Here is a 25,879-nt window from a genome sequence, read left to right as displayed (position 1 = left end):
TGCATCTCTTTCTCTAGTGTATTAAATTACTGTTCAGGCATGAATCTAATACATTTAAATACTTGGTAGGCCAAAACAGAAAAATTAGAAAAAATACTCACGACAAAATATCCGGATGCACTAAATAAAACTCAGTATCAGTGATTTGAGAGTCTTAAAGTAAAAATTTATTATGCGTACTGCCACTTCTATTTTTGTCACAATTTTCATGTTCGGTTCTCTAGCTTTCAATGCTGTTTCCACTTCCGCACAGGCAATTGAACAATCATTTATACCTAGCGACAACCAAGAATTGATAGCCAATAGAGATTCAACAAGGCCCAGTAAAGGTACACCTTACAGAGGTAGTGGGCGTAGAAAGTTTATGTAGTATTTCATTGATTTATATTTAAGCACCTGAAAAAATAATTCTATCTGATTACAAGATTTACAGTTAAAATTTTAACCGTAACGACATTTGGCCTTATTGTTAGATATATTACTTTTGTGATTTTCGGCAATTATATATAACAACTCAATCTATCTAAATTTAAATGATTTAGTTATGATGTATTTGTTGTTGATTATGTATATGAGTTTTAGAAATTTTTACAGAAGACTATTGAAACTTATTTGGTAATACTGTAATCAGTAATTATTAATTGAAAATACCAATCTACTTTAATGAAATATTGCAGCAATAATTTATTTGCAGCAATATTTTTATTTGCACATATAAAGACGCGACATTTCGCGTCTTTAACTATTTGAAAATATTTGAAAAATATTAGGTTGACATCAAAATCAAACTGGTTTGCGAGCAATCAAATACTTACTCATTAAATGAACTTGGGTATCAACACTTTCAAAACCAGCTTTATGCAGACGTTCCATTAAATCATCAGTCATATAGTTTCTGTAGTAAGGTTCGTGAAAGGTTTCTGAAAAATTCTCCATTATTACCTGCATTTGAGGTGAATCACTCATTTGAATTGAGTCGCAGATAATAAAAGTCCCTCCTGGCTTTGTTACACGAAAAGATTCTTCTATAACTGATTGTCGAACCGGTGCTGGTAATTCATGAAACAGAAATACGGAAGTAACTGCATGGAAATAGTTATCCAAATAAGGCAACTCTTCTGCATTAGCCTGTAGTAATTGCGGTAGTTCTCCAGGAATTTGAGATAAAACCTCATTAGTTTTGCGTAGATAAGCAGGAGATAAATCCACACCAAACAAGGATGCTTCAGGTAAGGTACTGCGAATGGATTTGAGTGTCCGACCTGTTCCACAAGCAACATCTAACACTCTAATTTGCTTGGGTAATACATCGCTGAAAACTTCCAAGGAGTTCTTGAGGGGTGCGAGAACACGTCGTCTCATTGGATCCGCAGAACCACCAAACAAAATTTCGACTTGCAAATCATATAAATTTGCTGATGCATCACTCAAATAGCCATCGGCTTGGTGGTGAAAGTTTTGTGCGTAGTAGTTTGGATACCCCTTAATATCAACCTCAGGAGCAAATTCTTGATATTTTTTGTTTTTAGCACGCTCCCACATTTGGGGCATATCTATTAAGATTGCAGGATAATAACGAAAAAAGTCTTCCCAAGAATTATCAAATAATACTTCCTTGGGATATATTCCCCGTTGCGCATCTTCCCAATCAACCTCTGACAGATGATTTAGTCTTTCTTGTAACTCAAGTAAAACTTCATTTGGTATGGGTTTACTTTTTGTCTCTAGGGGAGAAACAATATCCATTAAGCGATTACTGAGAGTCTTGTGCGCCAAAGCAAATAAACTCTTACCCTGCTGAAAACTTTGGTATGTAAATTTCGTTATCGTATCGGACATAGAAAACCCAGGTTGTTAACTTTTGTTTCTTAAATTTTAAATAATTTTCACTAAGAAATCATAAGCTTCTTCATTATTTGCTTATTTTCACCATTAATACTTTATGCAAGGATATAACCGAAAAGAATAACTTTCAGACCTTTTAAGGCTATTAGGTCGATAAAAATACGTATGGCATGAGTCAGGAGCAATCGCCTTCTCTCAGTATTACTCTGGAAGTATATTAGTTTTTATTAAAAAGTTAGTATTTTGTGTTGTTCGTTACAGTTTTTTGGATATATTAATGATGGGGTAAATAAAAGCGAGCGATAACTGATTAATAAGAAAGGGCAACCCTATTGAGGAAATATATCTACCTTCTTCATAACCGTAATAGCTTGATCGAAAATAAAAACTTGGGTAAGCCCTCCAATAAACCTGTATGAGGTTGATAGAAAGAAAAGTGTAAAAGCTAGCCACCTAGCAGAGTGTAGTGTGGGTAGTATTTGGTGTTACGCCAGCAGCTTTTATCCCATCGTTAAACTTGTGTGTCCGATTGGTGATTAAAAGTTACAGATTCAGGAGAGTTGTGAGATGACTACTCAAGACAAAGCACGCGCCTTAATGATGCAGCACTATCATCAAATTAAAAACCGCCAACAATCTATGCTAGAACGTGTAGTAGAAGAAATTGGTTTACCAAAAGAAATTGCTGATTATTGGCAACCAATTCAAGGAAAAATCAGTCCTAGCGTCAGGATAAGTTGTGATCGCTCCTACGCATCAATGAGCTAATGCACTAGTATAAAAGAAAGCCACCCGTAGTAGGTGGCTTATTCATATAATTAGGTGTTACTTTGTCGCAGGGTAATAAACAATTTAAGAATAATCTTTTGTCAACCCTTGCAAATTAAACATCGTAATAGAGGGAGAACTCGTAGGGATGGGGACGAAGACGTAAAGGATTAACCTCATTATCCAGTTTGTAGGAAATCCAGTTTTCAATGAAGTCTTCAGTAAATACGCCCGATTCTGTCAAGAATTTATGATCTTTTTCCAATGCTTCTAAAGCTAGTTCTAAAGAACCTGGCGTTGAAGGAACTTTTGCGAGTTCCTCTGGAGAAAGATCGTAAATATTTTTGTCTAGGGGCTCGCCAGGATGTATCTTATTCTTGATACCATCTAAGCCAGCACATAACATTGCAGCAAATGCTAAGTAGGGGTTACAAGTTGCATCAGGACAACGGAACTCCAAGCGCTTAGCTTTAGGATTATCACCACTCAAAGGAATACGCACGGAAGCAGAACGATTACCTTGAGAGTAAGCCAAGTTAACAGGTGCTTCGTAACCTGGAACTAATCGCTTGTAAGAATTAGTGCTGGGGTTAGTAAATGCTAACAATGCTGGGGCATGCTTGAGAATACCACCGATGTAATATAAACCCATTTCGCTCATGCCGGCATATTGATTGCCAGCGAATAAGGGCTTACCATCTTTCCAAATGGATTGGTGAGTGTGCATTCCAGAACCATTATCTTGGAATACTGGTTTCGGCATGAAGGTAACAGTTTTGCCGTATTTGCGACCAACATTTTTGATGACATATTTGTAAGTCATCAACCAGTCAGCAGCTTCAATAATCTTACCGAAACGGAATCCTAGTTCGCACTGACCACCTGTTGCAACTTCGTGGTGATGTTTTTCAATCGGTACCCCACACTTTGCCATTGTCAACAGCATTTCCGAACGAATATCTTGTGAGGTATCTGTTGGAGGAACGGGGAAATAACCTTGCTTGTAACCGGGTTTATAAGCTAAGTTAGGACCTTCATCTTTACCAGAATTCCAACGACCCTCTACGGAATCTACGTAGTAGTAACCTGAATTTTCATTTTGGTCGAAGCGGACATCATCGAATATGAAAAACTCAGCTTCCGGACCAAAAAAAGCAGTGTCGCCAATTCCTGTAGAAACTAAATAATCTAATGCTTTTCGAGCAATTACTCGCGGACAACGGTTATACCACTCCCCGGTACGAGGTTCTTTAATACTACAAATTATACTTAGAGTTGGCTCTTTCATGAAGGGGTCGATCCAGGCAGTGTCAGGATCGAGTACCATTGCCATGTCAGATTCATTGATAGCTTTCCAACCCCGAATACTTGAACCATCGAAAGGAACCCCTTCGGTAAAAGAACTTTCATCGATTTGGTCTTGATAAACCGTAAGATGCTGCCATATTCCTGGCATATCGATGAACTTCAGATCAATCATCTGAATATTTTGGTCTTGAATCATTTTCAAGACTTCTTGTGGGGTTGTCATGGTCACTCCTTAATCTGCCTATTTACAATAATCAACCGATAAATTTTAAAGCATTGCTGACCCTGCGATCTTAAAACCGAGATGGTGACACACCTGGAATATCTTATGAAGACCAAATTCAGTATTTTGTCATTTTTGTTACAGAACTCTTTATTTAAAGGTTAGATTAACCTTTTATAGAACTAACTGAAGAAGTTACTACACAAAACTCCACAGTTTATGTGTTCGGGGCAACTTTGGCATAGAATCCTAAAAGTAGGTCACATAGGTCACAGATTAATGTGCCAGAGTCTTACTTAGTTTGCTGGTGCAAATCGTGGCATATAATAGCAGCCAATTAAATAAATATCAAACTATAGATAGGAACCATAGGGAGAAAAGCGATGCGCGATGCAGTGACAAATTTGATTCAGAATTATGATATTGCAGGGCGTTATTTTGATAGAAATGCTATAGATAGCCTCAAGTCTTATTTTGAGAGCGGTACATCAAGGGTAAAAGCTGCTGCAATGATAAATTCTAATGCTGCGGCTATTGTTAAACAAGCTGGTTTGGCTTTGTTTGACGAGCTACCAGAATTAATTCGCCCTGGCGGTAATGCTTATACTACTCGCCGTTATGCAGCTTGTTTGCGAGATATGGATTATTATTTACGCTATGCTAGCTATGCGTTAGTTGCTGGAAGCATGGATGTTTTAGATGAGCGGGTGCTGCAAGGATTACGAGAAACTTATAATTCCTTGGGAGTCCCTATTGGACCTACAGTTCGTGGAATCCAAATCATGAAAGATATAGCCAAGGAGCAAGTAGCAGAAGCTGGTATTAGCGATACTAGTTTTGTTGATGAGCCATTTGATTATATGACAAGAGAATTAAGCGAGAAAGATATTTAACAAGCAATGGGGTATTGGTGATTTGGTAGTTGGTATTTGGTAATTGCTAATGGGTAATTGGTAATTGCTAATTTATTAATTTATTATCTCCCCAATCCCCACGCACTTGTGCGTTAGCATTAGCGAAAGCGAAGTGTGACGTTAGTCAGAGGCTTTGCCAACGTCGTAGGCTCTAGCGGTGCGTTAGCACAGGCAGAGAAGCGGCACGCCGCAGCCCTATCCCCGATCCCCAATCCCCAAAAAATTTGACTAAGCAACGACTGGATATTTTATTAGTACAAAAAAATTTATGTTCCTCTCGCACTACCGCACAACGGTTAATTCAAGCAGGAGAGGTGTTTGTTAATAACCTACTAATTGACAAAGTGGGAACGGAAGTTGATGTTGCAGCGATAATTAAGCTTAAAGAGCGATCGCGCTACGTTTCCCGTGGTGGAGAAAAACTGGCTAAAGCTCTAGAGGAATTCCAAATTCAAGTTTCTGGACGTGTTTGTTTGGACGGTGGAATCTCCACTGGGGGTTTTACAGATTGTTTGCTTAAAGCCGGTGCAAAACGCGTTTACGGGATAGATGTGGGTTATGGACAGGTGGACTGGGGCTTACGAAATGATTCGCGGGTTGTACTACGCGAACGTACGAATTTGCGCCACCTTACAGCAGAAAATTTGTATCGGGATTTAAAACATGAAAATCCAGATAATAAAACTTTAAATGATAATGAAACTTTAGATGATAATGAAACCCTCCCCGTAGTAAAGGAGGGTTATGCTGACTTAGCTGTAGTTGATGTATCTTTTATTTCACTGACCAAGGTATTACCTGCAATTTGGTTGCTAACTCAATCACCTCGCGAAGTAGTATTGCTAGTTAAACCACAATTCGAGGTAGGAAAAAGTCGAGTTGGTAAAAAAGGTGTTGTGCGCGATCTTGACGACCAAGCAGATGCTATTTTCCAAGTCCTAGGAGCCGCACAAAAGCAAGGATGGAATTACGCCGGTTTAACTTGGTCGCCAATAACAGGTCCCAAAGGAAATATCGAGTACCTGTTATGGTTGAATGTTGATAACAAAGAGTCTGCACCAGATCTGGATGCAATTAAGAGGGTGACAAAATCTGCTTTTGCTGAACTAAAGAAAAATTAAACTGAAGAAAGCTAAACGTCGTAAACTAGGCATTCAATAGCTTCGGGGTGATTTTCGCAGTACACTTCTAGGGAGTTTTTGCGCTGAGCTGCTTGTTTCTGGTGAGATTTTTCTGCTTGCAATTCTTCAACGATATCCCAAGCTACGGCACACTCACTCGAACCATCTCCTTTCTCTTGACAGGTGGAACGAGCTTCAACAACAGCTTTCTGAATTTCTTCTGTGAGCATTGGGTTTGTAACTGTTTCCATATTATTTGCCATTACCTTAAGCTCCTCAATCGCTAAAGAATGTAATTTGAATTTGGAACGTTCCGCATTTCAAGATAACAAGAATAGAGTGTTAAATGCAAACATTTTGTTGGAGAAATTTTGTGTTTTTGAAAATTATTTTTACTTTCAATTTTTAATATTAATTGCAATAAGTAATAGTACTCATTTTTTGATATTGGAGTCAAAATTTAAGCAATAAATCAATAGTAAATCTAAAGTAAATTATAAGTTCAACAAATTTAACTCTGAATTATATCTGGGAATTTTATTAATTTAACAATTGTTCAAAATGTCAACTGCTATACTTATATTTTGCTATATTTTAAGAGTATCTTTTCAGCTAAAGTTATTAAAGACACCTGTTATATTGAGTACTTCTGTTAATCTTTAATAAATCTAAAACTCCTTAATTTTGACAAAAATCAGGCATGAATCTTGCCATGTCTTGCTTACAGATATCCAAGTGTTCGAGATTGTATGCCGAACAAAATTTATGGAAGTGCATATTTTATTTAAATAAAATATCTGAGAGCAAGTTTATATAAATACTTAAAATCATATTTAGATATTGCCTCAGTAGATTTGCTTGCAATACCAAGCACATATTTTTTTATGATTAACTAATATAAACTGATATTTTCTATATATATTTCAAATCAAAAATCGAGTGAAATATTTTTATTTACGAGTTTCTATAACCCAGGGAAATTAAAGGTTGGAAGCGATAAATAATACGAACATTAAATATTTCTTTTTTTGTTACTTAATTCTTGTTGCAAGCGATACAGAATCGTATTTGAATCTACTTCAGAAAGAATTTCTGTAATTACTGTGCTTACACCTAATTGACCCCAGCTACAACCTTTTTCTAAATATAATTGAGCAGCTTTACCAACTACATAGGCTCCATAACCTGCGATCCCACCTTGAGTTATTGCAGTTCCTGCAAATGCTGTGAGATGCATGGGATTTTCTCCGGATGCGATCGCAGTTGCACTTTTCCCTAAACCCAACATAAAGCTGCTGGCTAACTCACTTAACAATAAACCACCGGAACTAAATAAAATGGTCTTAAGGATTTTTCCGGCTTGGTAACCAGTCATTGGTAAACCGTATAATTTTGCAAGAGCGCGAATTAAAGCTAGGTCGGTAAGAGTTCCACCCACAACATCTAAAAATGCAATCGGGTTCAAGCCAACAGCTAAAGCTTTGTATCTAGCAAATCGCCAAATTAAATCTTCTGCTTGGGCTTCGCGCAGGTCAACACTTTTAGAAGCAATTGATTCTTCAGCAGTTTTTGCTTGTACTAATGCATTGAGTGCCAGTAGCGATCGCCCCTCCCGGTTAAGAATTTTGAGAATAGTTTCCTTTAACTGTTCGATTTGAGGAGGTGGAGTTTCCCATTCATAATTTACAGTACCGTCAGGATATTCAACTCTTACTTCTAAAGGTGTTGGCTCAGCTGCAACCATAACAATTTCATCTGGTTGCAAAGGTTTTTCCTGTAAGATGACTGCACCTAATTGTTGTAAATTGTTGTAGATATCTGCTTGATCTGTATCTGGATACAAATCAATTTTGTTGAAAACTAAGATTAATGGCTTTTGTGCTTGTCGTAATTCGGATAGTGCTTTATATTCCGTTCTTGTAATATCCCCAGAAACTACAAATAAAATTAAATCAGCTTGGTGAGCAATATCTCGCGCCATTTGAGCCCGTACTTCTCCAGCAATTTCATCTAAGCCAGGAGTATCAATTAATTCAACTTGAACTTTCCCTCCCGGTTGCCAACGTATGGAACGAGGATACTGAGTAACACCATGAAGAGGACCTGTTTGAAGCACTTTTTGCCCAAACAAAGCATTTATAACTGCAGACTTACCACGACTTACTAATCCAAAAGCAGCAATACAAATTACGTTATTATCTAATTTGTTCAGGGTAGAAGTTAAAGACTCCAGTTCTGGTTTAACCAAACCTGCTAACTGCGGATTAGATGATAAGTGTCCGGGCTTGCGAAAATTACCATACCAAGATATTGCTTGTCTGAGACTAGCACGAGCACGGTTTAAATGAGTTTCTTGCTGATTTCTAGACACGAGGAGAAAAAGTTAAAGTCAAAGGTGTATATTATTTGATTTTAAATTTTATATTGGGGAAGAAGATAATAACGGGAAATTAAAGTATTCCTGGGCTTGGGCTAATTGTTGATTTTTCTCTTTCTCTGCTCGATGACACTTGCAGAAACACCATAATACTCAGCTGCTTGAGACATATTTAGTCGTAGTAGATATTCTGTTCCTAATTCCATTGGTGATTCTGGCTTTGAAGGAGTAATTTTCAAAGCACGCATGATTTCTGCTGCAACAGCTTTTGCAAGTAGGGGGGGAACAGAATTTCCTACCTGGCGAAAACCATGCCATTTTGTTACATGAAAACGAAACCAGTCCGGATAAGAATGTAGTCTTGCGGCTTCTCGAACGGTAATACATCTTCCAGTAATGGGATGAATCGGACGAGGAGAGGTAAAAGCACCCCTATTTCTGGCGGTTCCAGCCCTTAGAGTATTGGAAATGCCATTTTTATCAAGTTTACGAAAATGGCTAATGGGTTCTGTTTTCCCCGGTAAAGTCTCTTGAAATCTTTTAATTGACAATTCAGAATGTTTTGTACGAATACTTGAGGTCAAGATTTGTGCATCAAATACACGCCCATAAGAATAGTCTTCTTTCCAAAATAAAAACCCCCGTAACTTACTGCTGTAATTACTCGGTTTACCATAACCGGAGTTTTCTCCAGAGATTTTTGTCCAATCCTTATCTAATAACTCTGGATGTTCCTCAACTTCTGGTAAATCGCCAATAGCATCCCATACCGTAGGAGTTGGAATTAAATGGGGTAAATCTACAATATATTTTGATTTACTAGTATTAGCGGGCTTAGTAATTGGTTCGGGATATTTGGGTAAAGATAAATCTTGGCGAGATCCTAACAAAAATAACCTGGCTCTACTTTGAGGTACACCGTAATTGGCTGCATTAAGTACGCGATATTTGCTTTCTACTTGATAACCTTTAATCTTAAATAATTCTATAATTTCCGAAAGAAATTTTTTGTGTTTTCCAATAGTCAAACCGGGTACATTTTCAAATACAAAATACTTTGGTTTTAGTTCTAAAACTAAGCGCAGATAGTGAAATACTAATTTATTCCGGGGATCGTCTAAAGCACGTTTACCAATAGTTGAAAATCCTTGACAAGGAGAGCCACCAAATACCACATCTACTTCTCGATCACCAATTTGAGATTTATTTCTGATGTCTTTGCCAGTTAGATGTTCGACACCATGACATAAAATAGACCAGAAGGGAAAGTTAAATTCATGAACTGCACAATGAATTGGGTCTAACTCCACCGCTGCAAGTACGTCAAAACCTGCTTGCTCAAAACCAAGGCTCATACCGCCCGCACCAGCAAATAGATCCACTGCTATGGGTCTTTCTTGAATATTCATTTTATGTTTCAAACTATCCCACAGCCTAGAATACACATTATTCTTGCTTGGTTAGTCTTATCAATTTGTTTTTTTAACAAAAACAATAGTTGCGTGCGTATTTCTGGAGGTTATCAAGTATTTTTGGAGTAACCTGAGGTTGATTTTGTCTGTCCCCATTCACAATTGATACTAAGTTCGGGTTAATTACCCCTTTTTAGAATGAGAGAGGGAAGTGTGGGAGGTGTGGGAAGTGTGGGGTGAAATCCCAAAAAATATAAAGAGGTTTTAAAAATCGGATTTGGTATGAGGGCGTGAAAAAAAATAAGGAAAGGTATCCCTTTCCCCTACAAAAGCTATATTAATTTATGTTCTAGAAAAGCAAAAAACTTGGAGATTGCGCTAGTGAATAAAATCCGTAGAGGTATTTCGAGCGAGACATTACATTCTGTAACTATCTCTTCAAAGTACCAAAAAATTCGATTCACAAAGGGTCCATACATCTTCTATGGATCTTGCTTACTGAAGTTATAAACTAAACATCTCTACTTTTTTCTACTAGTAAGTTACATCTGCAGGAAGCAACCAGGTATTTTCAAGTAAAGTATGTTCTCAGTAGCTTGGTATATTTTCTTTTGTTTTAAAATCGCTACTCACTCATGACACTATCTTTGGTAACGGGTAGAGTCGAGCAGGATGGGAAGGATAATTTTTTACAGAACCTTGTAACACTTTCTCATAAGCAGCTTCATAACCATCCACCATTTGGGTAATGGTAAAGTTATTTTTTACATATTCTCGGCATGTTTTACGATCCAATTCTAAAGCTGCTGGGATCATCTCTGCCATCTCATCATAGGTTTGACAAACAAAACCTGATTTTCCATGAGCTATAACTTCAGGTACTGAACCCATTTTTATACCAATTACTGGTGTACCAGTAGCCATTGATTCAATCATTACTAAGCCAAAAGGTTCGTCCCAAGTAATAGGAAAAAGAGTGGCGGATGCATTACCAAGCAAATCTGCTTTCTCAGCATGATTGACTTCACCTAGAAACTCAATTTGCCGGTTATCAATCAGAGGTGCAATCTCTCGTTCAAAGAATTTGACGTCTACTACATCAACTTTTCCTGCCATTTTTAATCGCCAACCTGTTTTCTTGGCAATTGCAATCGCATGTTGTGGTCCTTTTTCTGGGGAGAAACGTCCTAAAAACGCCAGGTAAGGTGGATCTTGAGGTTTGGGATAGTAAGAGTAATTGCCAATATCAATGCCGTTATAAACAGTCTTAACATAATTAAGATCTATTTGACGTTGTGCATCACTAATACTGATATAAGGTTGCGTTGAGTGATAACCAAATATTTCGCCACTGTCCCGGCTAAACCGACCATGTAGAGTATGTACTGTTGGTGTTGAGACTACCTCAGCTAAAGGTAATGCCCAAACTCCCACATGGGAATGAATTATGTCGAATTCCGTAGCTCGCTGATAAGCTTGGCTAGGCGCTAGTACTTCGTACAAAGGTCGTTCTTGAATTTTTGAATCCAAGCGTAATGCACGAGGATAAACAGCTTCTAGAGATGCCAATGTTTGCGAATCACCTGAAGCAAACAAGGTAACTTCATGACCTCGACGCACAAGTTCATCAGTCAAACGACCCACTACAAGCTCAATTCCTCCATAAGTAGGAGGCGGAACTCTTTCCCACAACGGGGCAATCTGAGCAATTTTCATAAGTTGTTTTGGTTCAGAAGTTAAATTCTTCATTGGACAAGGGGTTAAATAACCAAGGAAGTCAAATTTTAAGAATTTGTTTTCCTAAAGTTTGAGATAACCAGAAACTGCCACTAAATTAAGCAAATTTAGTTAGTGTTAACCCTTTGCACGCACCTCCAAATTAAAGCTTTTATAGAACTATAGTTCAGCTTTTACATCACTAACTATGTTTTTTGCTTTTGACCACGACATCTATAATTAGGTTTATATGAAAATTATGTATTTGTCAACATTAAGTAGATATAGGTGTAAGTAATAATAACTTTTTATCATCTTTTTGCGGGAGATTTAAATATTGAAGTTCTGAAAATTTGGCAATCTCAAAAAATATCCTATCTAATTACAAATAAATATTTTGTTGATTTATTTTCAAATATTTAAATTATTTTCTTGACTTAATTTAATTAATCAGCCACTTATAATTAAGCAATAAAAGGTCTTAATATTTACTAATTAATATTAGTGACATAATTGATTATGTATAGCCTTATTCATATAAAGAATTTATATAAATCTTCAATAAATAAGCTTATATCTATAAGTTTAGCATTTGAAATTATTTAACTCTTACCCTGCGAAAAGAATCAATCTTCAGCAATAAAGCTCTTTATATAAATTTATATTTTCCGAATTAAGTTTTATTTAAATAATTTATAATATTTTTTATTGTAATTTAGGTTAGATTTTCTTACTTTAAACAAGATGTACATGCTACTATTTAAATCCTACCAATGAAACGATAATGAATATCTATATAGTTAATTGTGATTGTTCTTAGGTATAACGAAGACTTAAATAATTTTTTAGAACAGTAAAAATATATCCCATTAATAAGTATGAATAAAAGTCGTAAAATATTATTTTATATCCTGTAAAACCTAATATTTTCTTCATCTTAAGCGATCCCAATCTATAAATAAAAATATTTGAGAAAACAAAAATTACTACTACGAATAGAAGAAAGTATTGCTTTAGTACTTAGCAGAAGCTTGCAATAGCTATTACATCTTCTAAAAAAGATAAAGATAACAGTTTTTAGGGATATTACGTCACTTTTGTGTAAGCACCAAGTAAAACTTGTCTGGCTAAAAATAACTCATCATGATTACTAAGTAATGACGAACCGCAAGCTATGTGGAGTTCAAATCTTCAACCTGTTCTGAAATATGAGTAAATTAAGAAATTGAAGTAGATCTACCAATAAATTAATTCTTGCTTGAGAGAAGGTATCTGGGTAAAGTTATATTTTAATTATTAAAATTAGAAAAGAAGCGCAAATTAATGCCTTAAGATGCTTACATAGTTTACTAGAAAATTATCTTCACCCGTGCAAGCCAAATAACTTGCAAGATATCGTTGAGTTTTATACTGCTTGTCAAGAATGTTTAGATTTGTCCTTGACATATTAAACGGTGGGTAAAATTGAAGAAATAAACTGTGTAAAGAAATTCAGGCTTGTGTTGCAGTTGGGAATTTTGGTTTTGTTCTAACGCTCACAATAATTTGCACCTCAGCAATATAAAGCTTGCAAGGATAATCACTGTGCTAGAAGCACAAGAATAAATTTTAGTGTATCTTAGTTCATACTTAGCTACTTAAAATGGTGAATTTAGTTAAGTATTTTCACCTCTTTGCCGGTATCAATATCTATCATTACTTGGGTACATATCGCTTCAAGTGCAGTTATTCTGAATTTGGATGCGAACATTGAACAAGAAAATACTTACATTAATAATCACTACTGAGTAGTTAAACTTGCCAGTAAAATGAATGATTCATTCTTAGTTTTTTGTGTGGTGTATAGTGAGTAAAAATTAAGTCTTATGCATGAGATTGATTACTTCATTGTTGCAATTTACTTGCTTGCCATAATTGCATTTGGTATTTTTTTAGAGAAAAAAGCATCAACTGGTATAGAATCTTACTTTTTGGGCAATCGTAATTTGCCTTGGTGGGTTTTAGGAGCTTCGGGAATGGCTTCTAATACTGATTTAGCAGGGACAATGGTGATTGCAGCTTTAATTTATGCCTTGGGAACTCAGGGATTTTTTATTGAAATCCGAGGTGGAGTAGTTCTAATCATGGCAATTTTGATGGTCTTTATGGGGAAGTGGAACCGTAGAGCAAAAGTAATGACCCTAGCCGAATGGATGCGCTTACGATTCGGAACGGGAAGAGAAGGTAATACAGCCAGAATTATCAGCGCGGTAGCGAATATCATATTTTCTATTGGTGCGATGAGTTACTTTGCTGTAGCCGGGGGAAAATTTTTAGGTCAATTCCTTACTGTAGATGACCATACAGCATCAATACTACTCATTGGGATGGCACTGGTATATACGGTAGCCAGTGGTTTTTATGGAGTAGTCTGGACTGATGTTTTTCAGGGAATATTGATTTTTCTGGCAATTATTTATGTTTGTGGGATCGCTTTACATACTGCAACTATTCCAGAAACTTTTTCTGTATCTATCCCTAATGGCACAGGTTTTGAATTATACAATTGGAATTTTTCTGATTGGAGCAGTATATCTCCGTCATTTACCCTTGATTTACCAGGAAATTACGCCATTTTTAACTTATTTGGTGGAGTAATCTTTTTCTACGTGGTGAAGGTTTTTATGGAAGGCTTTGGTGGTGCTGGTGGTTATATGATCCAACGCTATTTTGCCGCCAAAAGCGACAGAGAAGCCGGTTTATTATCTCTTTTTTGGATTTTCTTACTATCATTTCGTTGGCCTTTGGTAACAGCTTTTGCAATGTTGGGCATTCATTATGGGGCCACCAAAGAAGTGATTTCCGATCCAGAATTAATTTTACCAACTGTAATTGGTGAATACGTTCCCACTGGTGCCAGAGGACTACTGATAGCTTGCTTTATTGCTGCAGCTATGTCTACCTTTGACTCTATTATTAACGCCAGTGCAGCTTATTGGGTCAAAGATATTTATCAAGCCTATCTCAAACCCCAAGCCTCAGAAAGTCAGTTAGTTGCGCAAGGTCGTCTTGCATCTATTCTTATAGTTCTGCTGGGATTGTTATTTAGTTTCAATATCACTAGTATCAATGATATTTGGGGATGGCTTACCTTGGGTCTTGGTGCAGGTTTATCCGTACCATTAGTATTGCGCTGGTATTGGTGGCGTTTTAATGGTTATGGTTTTGCTATAGGCACAATTGCTGGCATGCTAGCTGCAATTATTACGAAGTTAATGATAGAACCTAGCTTAAGCGAACCACAATTTAAAGAGTATGCTTTATTTCTAGTTCCCAGTATCTGTTCTTTTGTTGGTTGTATTTTAGCCACAGTTCTAACAGAACCAACTGAATGGGAGACAACGAGCAACTTTTATTTAACTACCAGACCATTCGGATTTTGGGATGAAGTACGCGAACAACTTCCTAATAATATCCAAGCAAAAATCAAACAAGAGAATCAACGAGATATTTTAGCTACTTTCGTCGCTATACCTTGGCAACTAACTTTATTTATGACGGGAATAGCTTTTATGATGAAACGTTGGGATACCTTTGGTTTTTTGCTATTAGGCTTTATAGTCTTATCCATAGCTTTATACTTTACCTGGTTTAGATATTTATCTAAAGAGGTAAAAATAGAAAACAATCTCCAAAATAGCGATAAAATTTCCAAAAATCAATAGAATCAGAATGTAGGATGAGTAATGAGATTGAAAATATATTCCCACTTAGAACATAATATTTTGTGAACACGTAATTGAATTGAATGGTTTCAAAAACAGTAACAGATAGTTGGCAAATTCTCGGTTAGACATATAGTATATGCAACTCAAGTCTCCTCACACAATTAAGTAAACTGTGGATTTAGCTGATAGAATCCGCAGTTTTATTTTATTTTCTCCTTGGCTGACAACTAAAAATTCTTTAAGATAAATATTAAAACTAGGCATTTTCAAATAAATTCGCAATTTTATCCACTAAATTTAAGGTTATTAAGTACTAACTATTTATGACATAAATTTCCCAGATTAATTTATATATACATGAAAACGGGGGAAAACTAAGAATGCTTATTTTTCAAGGAAAATTGTATTAACACAATTGTTACAATTCTATTTTGCTAGTATGATTGTATATAGTTAAGCTCCTCACACCACACTTAAAGCTGTGAAACTTATAGTTTCACAGCTTTTTATTTTTCATACATATCAAAACTCTAAACTTATTAATAACAAGTAATGTCAACCCCCTTCGGGGGAATTCAAAATATGGCTAAACATCACGCAGCGCTACCTACGGATCCGGTACGCTATCGCGCTTGCGCTAACAAAATTCAAAATTATTATCCCATCGATAAATCGAGGGGCTTGAAATAAGGAAAATATATTTTTTCTTTCCACGGATAAATCCGGGGCTTGTATCCAGTCTATTTTTTGGTCATGATTTGCTGATAATAATATTTATATAGGTTACAATTAATTACTTTTTATTGTGAACAGAGAAAAGTAAAAATCTATTAACAAAAATTGTAACTGATTCGTGAAACTTAGATAAATTGCTCCTAATTATAGGAATCCTATTTGAGTTGCGAACAGATAAATTCTGTAAAATGCAACAGGCGCAACACTGAAGCCTTTTGTCATAGGTGCTGTTCAGGTTCTGTCGCATCTCTACAATATTGATTTTTATAAACGATTTAGGACGACTATATCTGAAGCTTTTTTTATTTTCTTGTGGGATCGAAGGCTTGGTTTTCCATGTAGTAATTTATGGCGCGAATTTTACTGGGTTTTGACCTATGGAAGAATTCAAGGGCCAAGAGTATAATTCTCTCGATAACAGACTTTCAGCTTCTGAACTGTACCTCACTTACTTACAATCCGCTATAGGTAATTCTGTAATGGATATACTAACTTTTATTTCTAGAAGAATGACGAGTGATTGAATTAGGTATTGGTGTAATTAAGTTCATTAGATTACGGTTTAATCTAAATATTTTTAAGTAAAGTATGATGTCCTTAGGCTGACGTTTAATATTAGATATGGATATTTGGAAAAATTTAAAGTGTCTAGGTTTTAGTAATGAGTTTATAAATATATTCACAGGTATTATGTCAGGTGATATTTTGTCATTAAATAAGAATTGGTGGTGTGTGAATTATTGATTTATTATACCTATCTGCTCTTGTAGATCTGTTTATTAACTAAGATTTACATAAACTATCTATAGAAATTTATGAAAATTTAGATACATTCTATATTTCAAAGTTAAATAAGCATTACTCTAACTATATTTGGTGTGATATTTTTAAATAAAGAGCTAACAGCAAAATTGGCGAATAAATTATAATAAATACTCTCAGCACTTTCAGACACAATGGGAGTATGGGTGTATTTTATGCCATATTTCGCTAGCTTTCTTTGATAGAAGTCTAAGAGCAAAATAATTTCTTGGGCTATATCTGCTTGAGAAATATTTCCTAATTAATCAGCTTGGGCTTTGGTATTTAAACTTACACCAAAGGAGACTGGATATGGGTCGTCTACTATACGAGGAATCCGTTTCATACAAAGGATATCTCATCATTCCTTTTGTTTTCGGTAAAGCCGATAAATACGATATTTTTTCCTACAAATTACTATCGGCTGTTGGTTATAATAGTCAATTTCATAAGGTAGAGAATCCTGCGACTATCTACGGTAGTAACATTGAGAATATAATTAAGATAGCTAAGGAGCATCTCGATCTGCATTCCGATTTAGTCGCTTATAGTGATGCTTTTAAGCTTCGCTATACATATCGGAATAATTTGATTATTGTCTTTAATCAAGGTGGTAAATATTTTTACGACCACTACCCGTCAGATTCGTTAAATAATATTGCAGCGCCAAAATTATTTAGATCTGAATATGAGTGTTTGCAGTGGATTAAAGAGGGATTGGATCGTTTAAACATCAGAAAAAAGATCCAGAGTTGTACTAATCAATAAATTTTTAGATCTCAATATTCCGATTTATTTCGCAATTCTCAGACTAATTGTATCGGTGAGATCTTTACCAAGAGTTTAAAAATAGGTTAACTAATCACAAGTAGTGATTTTGAGGCGGGTACCTTACCCGTTTTTTTTATTCTTTCTTATTAATGTGTAGAACTACGTAGCTATGTTAGGACATTGATGAGTTCTAAAACCAAATCCGATTCTTAAAACCCCTTTATATTTTTTGGGATTTCCCCCCACACTTCCCACACCTCCCACACTTCCCTCTCTCATTCTAAAAAGGGGTAATTAACCCGGATTTAGTATAAAACCTATGTCCTCGCTTAGCCTGCGGCTTTGGAGTCCGCAAGGTGAAGTTAGTCAGAGCTGAGCCTCTAGCTGCGCTACCTATGGATCTGCTAATGACTTGCACGTAGCGCTATATCTATCCAGCCTATAAACTCTTGTAGGATTTCTATTCTATGCTCCCCCAAACACAAACTAATTTCTAAAAAATGGGCAATCAAGACGCTCTTAGTATTATTTTATTCTGGGGCAATCACCAATCGAGTTAAGTAACTCAATCTCCCAGCTACCAACACAAATCAAATTCAAAATAATAATTAAATTTAAATTTGAAATAAAAATCAACAATAGCAAAAATCAAACTAGGGAAGCCAAAAATTAGGTAACACTGATTTACCCACCTCGCGCACAGTTTGATTAATTCGTCTGGCGACTTGAATATGTCCTTCGTCTTCTTCCACTGGTAAAATGTTAGCCGGCACTCCTTCTTGTAAATACTCGATCGCTAGGTTTGCAGCTTCTAAACCGGTAACATAAGCTTTTTCCTGGGACCAAGAACCATGACGATTAATAATCCAATCACCACTCATAAATAAGTTAGAAAAACTAGTTTTAGCTGGAAGCATATGACTATAACTACCAGGAGCAAAATGAGTAACTGCTTGTGGTAAACGAATAACACTACTGTCAATAACTTTTGCTTCCCTGAAAGCAGGAACACATGTTGTTAAATAATTATGAACTATTGAAATAATTTCTTTATCTTCCAAGGCAATGAATTGATTGGCGTGGTAAAAATCTACTTCTACAACTGTCTCTGGTTCATCTTTATATTCATCATGCAAAGCATTTAAATCAAAAAATGTCCATCCGGTAGTGGAATCAAAACCAAAACAAGCATTGGAAGGACGGGGAATATTAATTTTGCGATCGAACCACAGACGAGTTGCTAAAACATCTATTCCCCCTAAATTACTTAAATTCCGAAATTCTGCTCGGCTTTGCAAAACGGGACTACCCGAGACAATTTTTTTCATCCCATTAATACCAACTGCGAAAATCGCTGCATCCGCAGTAAAAACTTCATCACCACAGACAACACCTGTGATTTGGTTGTTACTATCGCTGATTAAATCGGTAACTCGTCGATTTGTTAGGATTTTTCCTCCGGCTTGTTCAATTTTTTCTGTCCAAGGACGGAAGATTTTTTCCCCAACAGTTCCTCTACACCAAACAACATCAAAATCTGCTTGATGAGCAAGGATAAAAAAGTAAAGCATTCCCAAAGTAGCTGCTGCGGAACATTGTTCTCCTGGTGCGAATAAACCGACCAGCAACATAGGTTCAAAAGATTCTTTATATAGTCTTTGCGACACACCAAATTGTTTGAATAATTCCCTTGCTGTAACAAAGTCATAACGTCGCCATGCCGCATCTGAATTATCAAAATCAATAACAGCGTAAAGTAAAGGTAGAGCGCTAAGACGATCAACTAAGGGCAAACGTTGGAATTGGGTGTATACAAAAGTTCCAAGAGGTGTTGGTAACCGAGGTAAATCCTGAAAAATAGGTGATTCTGCTTCTAAACCGATGGGAGAATATTGTGAAGAACGAGTCCAAGTAGTGAAAGGGTTAATTCCCAATTCGTTAATTAAAGCGAAAATATTTCTGTAGGGATACCAAAAACCATGAATCCCCGCTTCTGTCGAACGTCCACCCTTAGTTTTCCAACCTGCTACTAACCCGCCAGGGTAGGAACCTGCTTCCAGAAGTGTTACTTGATAACCCTGTTTTGCTAAGTGGTAGGTTGCCCCTAATCCAGCCCAACCAGCACCAACAACAACAATTTTTTTTTGCCGTAACGCTTCTGACATTTCTGCCTCCTGATTTTGTTTGTTGTTAGTTGCAGCAAAGACTATATCATCTGTATTATTACACTCCTCATATACTTTTTATACCTTTTATTCCCTATGTTGTGACTTTTTGAGATTAAGCAGTATATCAACCAAGCATAAGAATCGCTTGGTTGAAATGCTTAAATTACCGATAATAAACTAATATTCCTCCTCAATTAAACGCTTGCCGATATACCAAGAAACAACCCTATCTTTACGCCACTGATAGCCGTACCATGCAGTATGTTTCTTACCTGATGGCTTTTTACACCAACAGTACTTATTACTACATTCAAATGCCTCAAGCTGGTACGCAAATTTACCAACCCGCTTAATCTCTAAAACCTCTCGTCTTGGCTTTGTAGGGATATCAAATTCTTCCTCCAATTCTCTTTTAGCGATTTGCGTTCCTAACCAAGATAGAAGAGCCCTTTGCTGCGGTAATGGTAATTTTGAGATGTGCTGCTTGAGCTCGAAATTTTCTGTGATAATATTCATCGACTCAAGTGTTTAAACTATATTCAATCTTTCATCGTACTATTTGAATTTTCTTCGTCATTCTGACTATAAGTTATTTAAAACACCAATATTGGTAAGTAGGTTTGCTTGATAAATAGTCATAGGACTTACCCAGTATTGGTTGAATACACTGTGTTGAGACTAACGTTAAGCAATCGTCAATTGATATTGCGATCGCCCTTAAAAGCTCCAAAAATCGTGAGTACGCTTGGAGAGTAATCCATAAGATATTTTTATATGCAAAAAGAAAAATAGACTCGGTCTGATATCGAGTAAAAAAATCATACATAGTAGACCCTAAAGAAAAATTCACAATTCAAAAGCGAAAATATACTTTCAAATAAAAATTGAAAACATACGCATAAGAAGCAAACTATGTTGTAGGTAAATACATTATTCGGCGAAATACCTACAAAGTCTATCTGCTAATTTCTTGCTTAGTTTGTACTGCTGGTAGAAAGGAAATGATTTTTCCCAAAACTAAGTATTTGATGTAGGGCGTTTCATTACACCCAATAAAGACATTCTCACCCTGGTCAAGTAGATAGAAAATTTCCATGAAAACGTAAGTAGCAAAACACTTTGCTCTTATCTAATTGCTAGCACACTTCAAATTTATAGTATGTCTGGGGTAGAAAAGATTCAGAAATAGAATTTACTACGGCTTAAGGTGTATTTGCAATAGAGCTGGATAATAGATGCATGCCTAATATAGAAAATAACTTTACGAATGCGTTTGTTGTCAATGCGACTGAAAACGATCAAAAATAACTTATTTTCACTTAGGAAGTAGCTATGGGGGAAGATGCAAACAAAAACTCAAGACTCAAAGCATAGCATGCATTAACGCTTTTTATAACAAAATATTTTACGCGGTCGATATTTTATTCATTTTACATACTACTTTCTTTATCAAATTTGACTGTTCTTAAGAAATATGTGCTGTAATATTTTTATCGCACAAGTTTTTGTTGCAAAAGTTATGTTCTAAAAATTTATGTTCTAAAAATTTATGTTCTAAAAATTTAAAACGTGCTCTAATTTCATAGAATTTATTTAAAAGTAATCTATTTAATAAATTAATCTGTCTATTTGATTAATTTATTTAAAGAAACCAAAGAGCTTAACCTAAATTTGTAGAAATAAGTAATTGGCTCAGGACATTAATGAATCCTGAGACATATAAGTAAATATTAAAATTTTGCTGTGCTTACACTCCAAAAAACCTCTCGTTTCTTGTAGCTGGACTTTAACATCCTATGGGCATGGTCTTTTTTCATTGTACACAGCACTATAATAAGAGCCTCTTATCTCTTATTATTAGGATCGAAATCGATCTAGTGATAAGTTTGTAGAGGCTCTATCTGTAGCACTAATGATTAGTATACTTTGTTACGCTTAAGCATTTTAGTGAAGAAGTAAAAGAAATAAGAGTATTTTTAGTTACATATCATTATGTAATAATAACCTTGTGTAAATCTAGCCTTCAATTGTTACACGTCCAGCAGCTTTAGCAACGCAGGTTAGAACAAAATCATTTTCACAATCAGAATCTTCTTCATAAACAACTTCTCCAGACACTTTATGTAACTTGCATTGACCGCAAGCTCCCATCTGACATCCATAGGGTAATCTAATACCTTCCCTTTGAGCCGCTTCTAAAATAGTTTCTTCTGGTTCGCAAATTACTTCCTTTTGAGATTTAGTAAAAACTACAACATCAGTATTTGAGGAAGTGGCAGCTATATGGGTATCTTGCGGAGAAAATTCCGATTGTCTATGGATTTCTGGTTTTGGTGATGGTAAAGATTTTCTTCGTTTGTTGGAGCCAAAACTTTCTTCATGGTAGGAAGACATCGGGAATCTCATTCCTTCAAGGGTTGTTTTCACACCATTTCTAAATCCATCAGAACCACAAACATACACAAGACGTTCTTTGAAATCGGGTGCGATCGCTTGTAGCATTAAATTATTTAGCCTACCGCTATAACCCGACCAAGTTGGATGATGAGTACCAGTTAAAGTAATAGCTAATTTAAAATTCGGGTACCTTGACGCCATCAACTCTAATTCTTGGCGGAAAATAATATCCCTTACTGTTTTCGCACTATGAACAAATATAACATCAGCATCTGGTTTTACATCACATAACCATCGAGACATCGACATCATTGGTGTGATACCACTACCAGCAGAGATAAACAAAAATTTTTCGTTGGGATGTTCAAAACAAGTAAACTTACCCATTGGTGGGCTGATTTTTACTAAGGAACCAACCTTGAAGTTATCGTGTAACCAGTTAGAAACCAAACCAGGGGGAATATTAGATACCTCTGAAGTTGAGGGAACCCGCTTAACAGTTATTTCCAAAGCATGGGGACGTGAAGGACTAGAAGAAATTGAGTAAGAACGTTTTACTTGCTGACCGTTAATTTCTAAATCTAGGGTGACAAACTGACCGGGTTTGTAGTCATCAAATACCGTAGATTGAGAAGAAACTAAGCGAAATGTTTTTACATCATGGGTTTCATCTATGATTTGAGAACAACGAAATATAGGTTGAACTTCACTACCAATAGTTACTTGTTTGGGACTACTGGTTTCTTGTGGTTTTAGGAACCAGTAAGGTTTCGATTCATCGTTGATTTCTTCAAATAAAAGAATAAAATCGCCAATTCGGATCGCATCACCGGCTTTTAAAGAATATTCTTGGTTGAATTCAACTTCTTGATTATTGATGCGAGAACCATCGGTACTAGCCAGATCGATAAAGCAGTGATTTCCCTGATGAGCCAGGATAATACCATGGACCCGACTGATTTCTGGACTGTTGAGAATTAAGTCACAACTGGGATGTCTTCCAATTACACATCGTTGTAAGATTTCTGTTTTTGAGGAAAATATTTTTTCTTCTAAGGCTCCGGTTAAATGATTAAAAGCTGTAATTTTCATAATTATTTGAACTCCAGTTGGATTGACAAGCGCAAGGGGGTTTTGATTGATTGGGAGCTATTCGTTATTTTTAAGACTCAAACCTGAGATTTGGGCTACTTTTGGCTGCTATTAGTTATTTTTCGGAGGGCGTCGTTTCGCTCTGATTTCTGTTTTTGCTGGGGTTGCTTGTACCTTTTTGGGCGAGTCTGAAAGTTTTTTGGGTCTTAGGACTGTTGTTACTTGCTGGGAAGGTACCGGATAAACAGTCGATGGTTCTTCTTGAGTTAGATTGGACAATACACTGTAGTGTTCATCATCATTTAACGCTAGTTGCTGACGTAACTCTCTAAGAACTTCAAAGGTGTTTTGAGGAGTTATATTTCCTTGGGTCAAAGTTTCCCGCAATATTTCTTTATAGACTTGCAAGCGGTCTCGACGTTGAAATTGAGGTAAAACAGCAGTCAGGATAAATAATTCATTGGATGTCAGGTCATCAAGAGAACGACCTTTTAAAAAGCGGGAAATATCAATTGGTAATTTTTTGAGTTGACGACGAAAACTGTAAATTAGAGTATCTCTTTGGTACTGCTCAGAACTACGTCCCCAAGTTTTAGCCAACCACAAAGTACTAACTAGGATTACAAAGCCGTTAAATACTAAGTTCACTTCGGAAGGAAAGCGTAGAAGTTCCGGACGACCACCATAGATGAAAAAAGCATTGAAAGCGATGAAGGTGCAAATAGAAAGAGATCTGTGCAATACTTGCTCGGAACTTATGTTAGGATGACGTCTTCTAAGATGAGCACGATATACTTTCTCTAATTTGCTGCACAGCAAATAAACGGCGATGACAAAGAATCCTAAAGTTAAAGGAACTGCAAGGATTTTAGGTATATTAATTGCCCGCTCGAATATATAGAAACCTGGGTCAAACAAAGTTCCTAACTGATTTTCTTCATGGGTCCAAGCACCGGAAAAATAATAATCAAAATTGCCAGCATACAATCCGTAGTAAACAAAATAACCAATAGCTAGTCCAAGATAGCCGTACTGTATAAATCTGCGCCCGGGTTTTTTTAGGTCACTCCAGTAGGAATTTTCTGCATTTATATCCATACAATTGGATTTACAAGCCACACAAGCACTTTTCTCTTTAGCTGTTTTTTTGTCTATTTCTCGACACATGGACTGGGTAATGCTTCTCGGAGGTGCAGAAGAAGCGTCGCTTCCTAATAAACCAGCAGGACCGGTAAAAACAGTTTGGACAAGTCCAAATGGACAGACGTAATGACACCAACTACGACCACCATAGAGAAAGACTATTAAGATTGCAGAGAAAATTGAAAGCAGAAACCATGAGGCTAAAGCCCATCTTGTAGAGTTAATGAATAAAATTCTAAAATTTAAACCAACAAATAAGTAAGCAAATTGTACGTACAGATGATTGCGAGTTAGCCATTTATTCTGGCTGATATCTAGTTTAGATTTCAAACCTAAAGCACGAGGGATTTGGGAGAAGAAATATAAAGGACAAATACGTCGCCAAGTTTCGTGTCCGAAAACTAGTACGATCATGACTGCACTGGGTACAACCATACCCCAAAAAATTCTCGCTCCAATTGGATAAGCATTTTGTATTAATTCTTTTCCTTGGACGAAAACCTTTATTGGTGGATCGTCACTTAACTGTAAGTCACGTAATGGAGACAACAAGTTGCTGGGTTCCGTTAAATACTGGCTTATGGGATCGTAAAATAGTGAGACAATTAACAGCGTCCATCCGATTACAAGCACCCATCTAATAGCGTGCATTGTTTTTTCAGAAGCCTTACTCAGCATTGTCTTTCAACCTCCTTTACAAAAATTTTCTTTATCAATAATGAATAATTAGTTATTAATAGACATTAAGTTCGATACATAGATTTGAGTACATAGATTTGAGTACATAGATTTGAATACATAGATTTAAATACATAGATTTGAATACATAGATTCGAACACATTAAATTAGAGTTTTTGGCTTTGTCGTTTCATCTACGTAATTCTTACTATTTCCTTCAAATTGTTTGTCTCCCATTCCTGAATAATTTAAGCAAAACCTAAGGATTTTAATTATTTTATTCTTTGTTGACAAAACCTCAGAAATATGAGCTAATACCTTAAATATAGAAAGTCAATAATACTTTTTGAGAGCGACTAATTACATACGAATACAAATAATTGAATAATTTCAAATGTTGAAATTATTTGAATCTATTTGATTATTTCCATTAACTCGAAATATAGTTTTTGTACTGATATGAAATTGGGCGTAAAACATGCTGTACTGCAACAGTATGTAAAGCTTAAGGGCTTATTTACCTGATTCTATGAGAGTAGTAAACCTTAATCTAAAAACTATAATTCGTGTAAATTTCCAGCAATTGAATATCTCTACACATAAAACTCTATACACCCAAATTAATATTGCAACTGCTGCAAACACTTCAGGAAAATTGATTACTAGAGAAAACTTGAATGAAACTTATAAGAAGATAATGAA

Annotated in this window: 16 protein-coding genes; 6 read left to right on the top strand and 10 right to left on the bottom strand. The window is 35.9% G+C overall.

Annotation, left to right across the window (positions count from 1 at the left end):
• Positions 1 to 172: 172 nt before the first annotated feature.
• On the top strand, positions 173 to 370 hold the full coding sequence (gene patX, locus BC008_RS49500; protein WP_058183641.1) for a heterocyst-inhibiting protein PatX: 198 nt from the start codon (positions 173 to 175) through the stop codon (positions 368 to 370).
• 413 nt (positions 371 to 783) lie between these two features.
• On the opposite strand, the gene BC008_RS14830 is transcribed toward patX, so the two are convergent.
• Positions 784 to 1,839 carry a class I SAM-dependent methyltransferase gene (locus tag BC008_RS14830; RefSeq protein WP_027843798.1) on the bottom strand — a complete coding sequence of 352 codons (1,056 nt, stop codon included), beginning with the start codon at positions 1,837 to 1,839 and terminating at the stop codon, positions 784 to 786.
• A 573-nt stretch (positions 1,840 to 2,412) separates the two neighbouring features.
• Between BC008_RS14830 and BC008_RS14825 the strand changes: the two genes are divergently transcribed.
• Positions 2,413 to 2,613: a hypothetical protein gene (locus BC008_RS14825; protein WP_027843799.1), complete on the top strand. Its 201-nt coding sequence runs from the start codon at positions 2,413 to 2,415 to the stop codon at positions 2,611 to 2,613.
• Between the two features lie 115 nt (positions 2,614 to 2,728).
• On the opposite strand, the gene glnA is transcribed toward BC008_RS14825, so the two are convergent.
• The gene (gene glnA / locus BC008_RS14820; protein ID WP_027843800.1) at positions 2,729 to 4,144 is read right to left on the bottom strand and encodes a type I glutamate--ammonia ligase; all 1,416 of its coding nucleotides are present in this window, start codon (positions 4,142 to 4,144) and stop codon (positions 2,729 to 2,731) included.
• Positions 4,145 to 4,527: 383 nt separating this feature from the next.
• On the opposite strand from glnA, the gene apcB reads away from it, so the two are divergent.
• Both apcB and BC008_RS14810 read left to right on the top strand, forming a co-directional pair.
• Positions 4,528 to 5,037, top strand: a complete 510-nt coding sequence (apcB, locus tag BC008_RS14815) for an allophycocyanin subunit beta (protein ID WP_027843801.1) — start codon at positions 4,528 to 4,530, stop codon at positions 5,035 to 5,037.
• Positions 5,038 to 5,282: 245 nt separating this feature from the next.
• Positions 5,283 to 6,179: a TlyA family RNA methyltransferase gene (locus tag BC008_RS14810; protein ID WP_027843802.1), complete on the top strand. Its 897-nt coding sequence runs from the start codon at positions 5,283 to 5,285 to the stop codon at positions 6,177 to 6,179.
• 11 nt (positions 6,180 to 6,190) lie between these two features.
• Here the strand turns inward: BC008_RS14810 and BC008_RS14805 are convergent, their stop codons facing one another.
• From BC008_RS14805 to BC008_RS14790, 4 genes are all read right to left on the bottom strand, one after another.
• A complete protein-coding gene (locus tag BC008_RS14805) occupies positions 6,191 to 6,442 on the bottom strand; it encodes a Calvin cycle protein CP12 (RefSeq protein ID WP_058183640.1) in 252 nt (83 codons plus the stop codon).
• Positions 6,443 to 7,191: 749 nt separating this feature from the next.
• Positions 7,192 to 8,550: a GTP-binding protein gene (locus BC008_RS14800; RefSeq protein ID WP_027843804.1), complete on the bottom strand. Its 1,359-nt coding sequence runs from the start codon at positions 8,548 to 8,550 to the stop codon at positions 7,192 to 7,194.
• A 101-nt stretch (positions 8,551 to 8,651) separates the two neighbouring features.
• On the bottom strand, positions 8,652 to 9,965 hold the full coding sequence (locus BC008_RS14795) for a DNA cytosine methyltransferase (protein WP_027843805.1): 1,314 nt from the start codon (positions 9,963 to 9,965) through the stop codon (positions 8,652 to 8,654).
• A 636-nt stretch (positions 9,966 to 10,601) separates the two neighbouring features.
• On the bottom strand, positions 10,602 to 11,684 hold the full coding sequence (locus BC008_RS14790) for a glycosyltransferase family 4 protein (protein WP_027845928.1): 1,083 nt from the start codon (positions 11,682 to 11,684) through the stop codon (positions 10,602 to 10,604).
• Between the two features lie 1,865 nt (positions 11,685 to 13,549).
• Between BC008_RS14790 and BC008_RS14785 the strand changes: the two genes are divergently transcribed.
• Positions 13,550 to 15,388 (top strand): sodium:solute symporter family protein, encoded by a 1,839-nt coding sequence (locus tag BC008_RS14785; RefSeq protein WP_036267749.1) that lies wholly within the window; start codon positions 13,550 to 13,552, stop codon positions 15,386 to 15,388.
• Between the two features lie 1,851 nt (positions 15,389 to 17,239).
• Positions 17,240 to 17,695, top strand: a complete 456-nt coding sequence (locus BC008_RS14780; protein ID WP_027845929.1) for a hypothetical protein — start codon at positions 17,240 to 17,242, stop codon at positions 17,693 to 17,695.
• A 656-nt stretch (positions 17,696 to 18,351) separates the two neighbouring features.
• Here BC008_RS14780 and BC008_RS14775 read toward each other — a convergent pair.
• The 4 genes from BC008_RS14775 to BC008_RS14760 form a co-directional block, all read right to left on the bottom strand.
• Positions 18,352 to 19,863 (bottom strand): hydroxysqualene dehydroxylase, encoded by a 1,512-nt coding sequence (locus tag BC008_RS14775; protein WP_027844599.1) that lies wholly within the window; start codon positions 19,861 to 19,863, stop codon positions 18,352 to 18,354.
• A 180-nt stretch (positions 19,864 to 20,043) separates the two neighbouring features.
• A complete protein-coding gene (locus BC008_RS14770; protein WP_027844600.1) occupies positions 20,044 to 20,382 on the bottom strand; it encodes a hypothetical protein in 339 nt (112 codons plus the stop codon).
• 1,500 nt (positions 20,383 to 21,882) lie between these two features.
• Positions 21,883 to 23,355 carry an FHA domain-containing protein gene (locus tag BC008_RS14765; protein ID WP_201026129.1) on the bottom strand — a complete coding sequence of 491 codons (1,473 nt, stop codon included), beginning with the start codon at positions 23,353 to 23,355 and terminating at the stop codon, positions 21,883 to 21,885.
• Between the two features lie 111 nt (positions 23,356 to 23,466).
• Entirely contained in the window at positions 23,467 to 25,176 is a 1,710-nt protein-coding gene (locus BC008_RS14760) for a 4Fe-4S binding protein (RefSeq protein WP_058183639.1), read from the bottom strand.
• Between the last annotated feature and the right edge of the window lie 703 nt (positions 25,177 to 25,879).

The sequence above is a fragment of the Mastigocoleus testarum BC008 genome, from assembly GCF_001456025.1.
GTDB lineage: Bacteria > Cyanobacteriota > Cyanobacteriia > Cyanobacteriales > Nostocaceae > Mastigocoleus > Mastigocoleus testarum.
This window is presented reverse-complemented; position numbering and strand designations above follow the sequence as displayed.

Bases quoted from the DNA above. Each gene is read 5' to 3' on its own strand.
- BC008_RS14785 (WP_036267749.1), top strand. From the start codon at position 13,550: ATGCATGAGATTGATTACTTCATTGTTGCAATTTACTTGCTTGCCATA.
- BC008_RS14760 (WP_058183639.1), bottom strand. From the start codon at position 25,176: ATGCTGAGTAAGGCTTCTGAAAAAACAATGCACGCTATTAGATGGGTG.
- BC008_RS14830 (WP_027843798.1), bottom strand. From the start codon at position 1,839: ATGTCCGATACGATAACGAAATTTACATACCAAAGTTTTCAGCAGGGT.
- BC008_RS14770 (WP_027844600.1), bottom strand. From the start codon at position 20,382: ATGAATATTATCACAGAAAATTTCGAGCTCAAGCAGCACATCTCAAAA.
- BC008_RS14825 (WP_027843799.1), top strand. From the start codon at position 2,413: ATGACTACTCAAGACAAAGCACGCGCCTTAATGATGCAGCACTATCAT.
- patX (WP_058183641.1), top strand. From the start codon at position 173: ATGCGTACTGCCACTTCTATTTTTGTCACAATTTTCATGTTCGGTTCT.
- BC008_RS14795 (WP_027843805.1), bottom strand. From the start codon at position 9,965: ATGAATATTCAAGAAAGACCCATAGCAGTGGATCTATTTGCTGGTGCG.
- BC008_RS14780 (WP_027845929.1), top strand. From the start codon at position 17,240: ATGGGTCGTCTACTATACGAGGAATCCGTTTCATACAAAGGATATCTC.
- BC008_RS14805 (WP_058183640.1), bottom strand. From the start codon at position 6,442: ATGGCAAATAATATGGAAACAGTTACAAACCCAATGCTCACAGAAGAA.
- BC008_RS14790 (WP_027845928.1), bottom strand. From the start codon at position 11,684: ATGAAAATTGCTCAGATTGCCCCGTTGTGGGAAAGAGTTCCGCCTCCT.
- apcB (WP_027843801.1), top strand. From the start codon at position 4,528: ATGCGCGATGCAGTGACAAATTTGATTCAGAATTATGATATTGCAGGG.
- glnA (WP_027843800.1), bottom strand. From the start codon at position 4,144: ATGACAACCCCACAAGAAGTCTTGAAAATGATTCAAGACCAAAATATT.
- BC008_RS14765 (WP_201026129.1), bottom strand. From the start codon at position 23,355: ATGAAAATTACAGCTTTTAATCATTTAACCGGAGCCTTAGAAGAAAAA.
- BC008_RS14775 (WP_027844599.1), bottom strand. From the start codon at position 19,863: ATGTCAGAAGCGTTACGGCAAAAAAAAATTGTTGTTGTTGGTGCTGGT.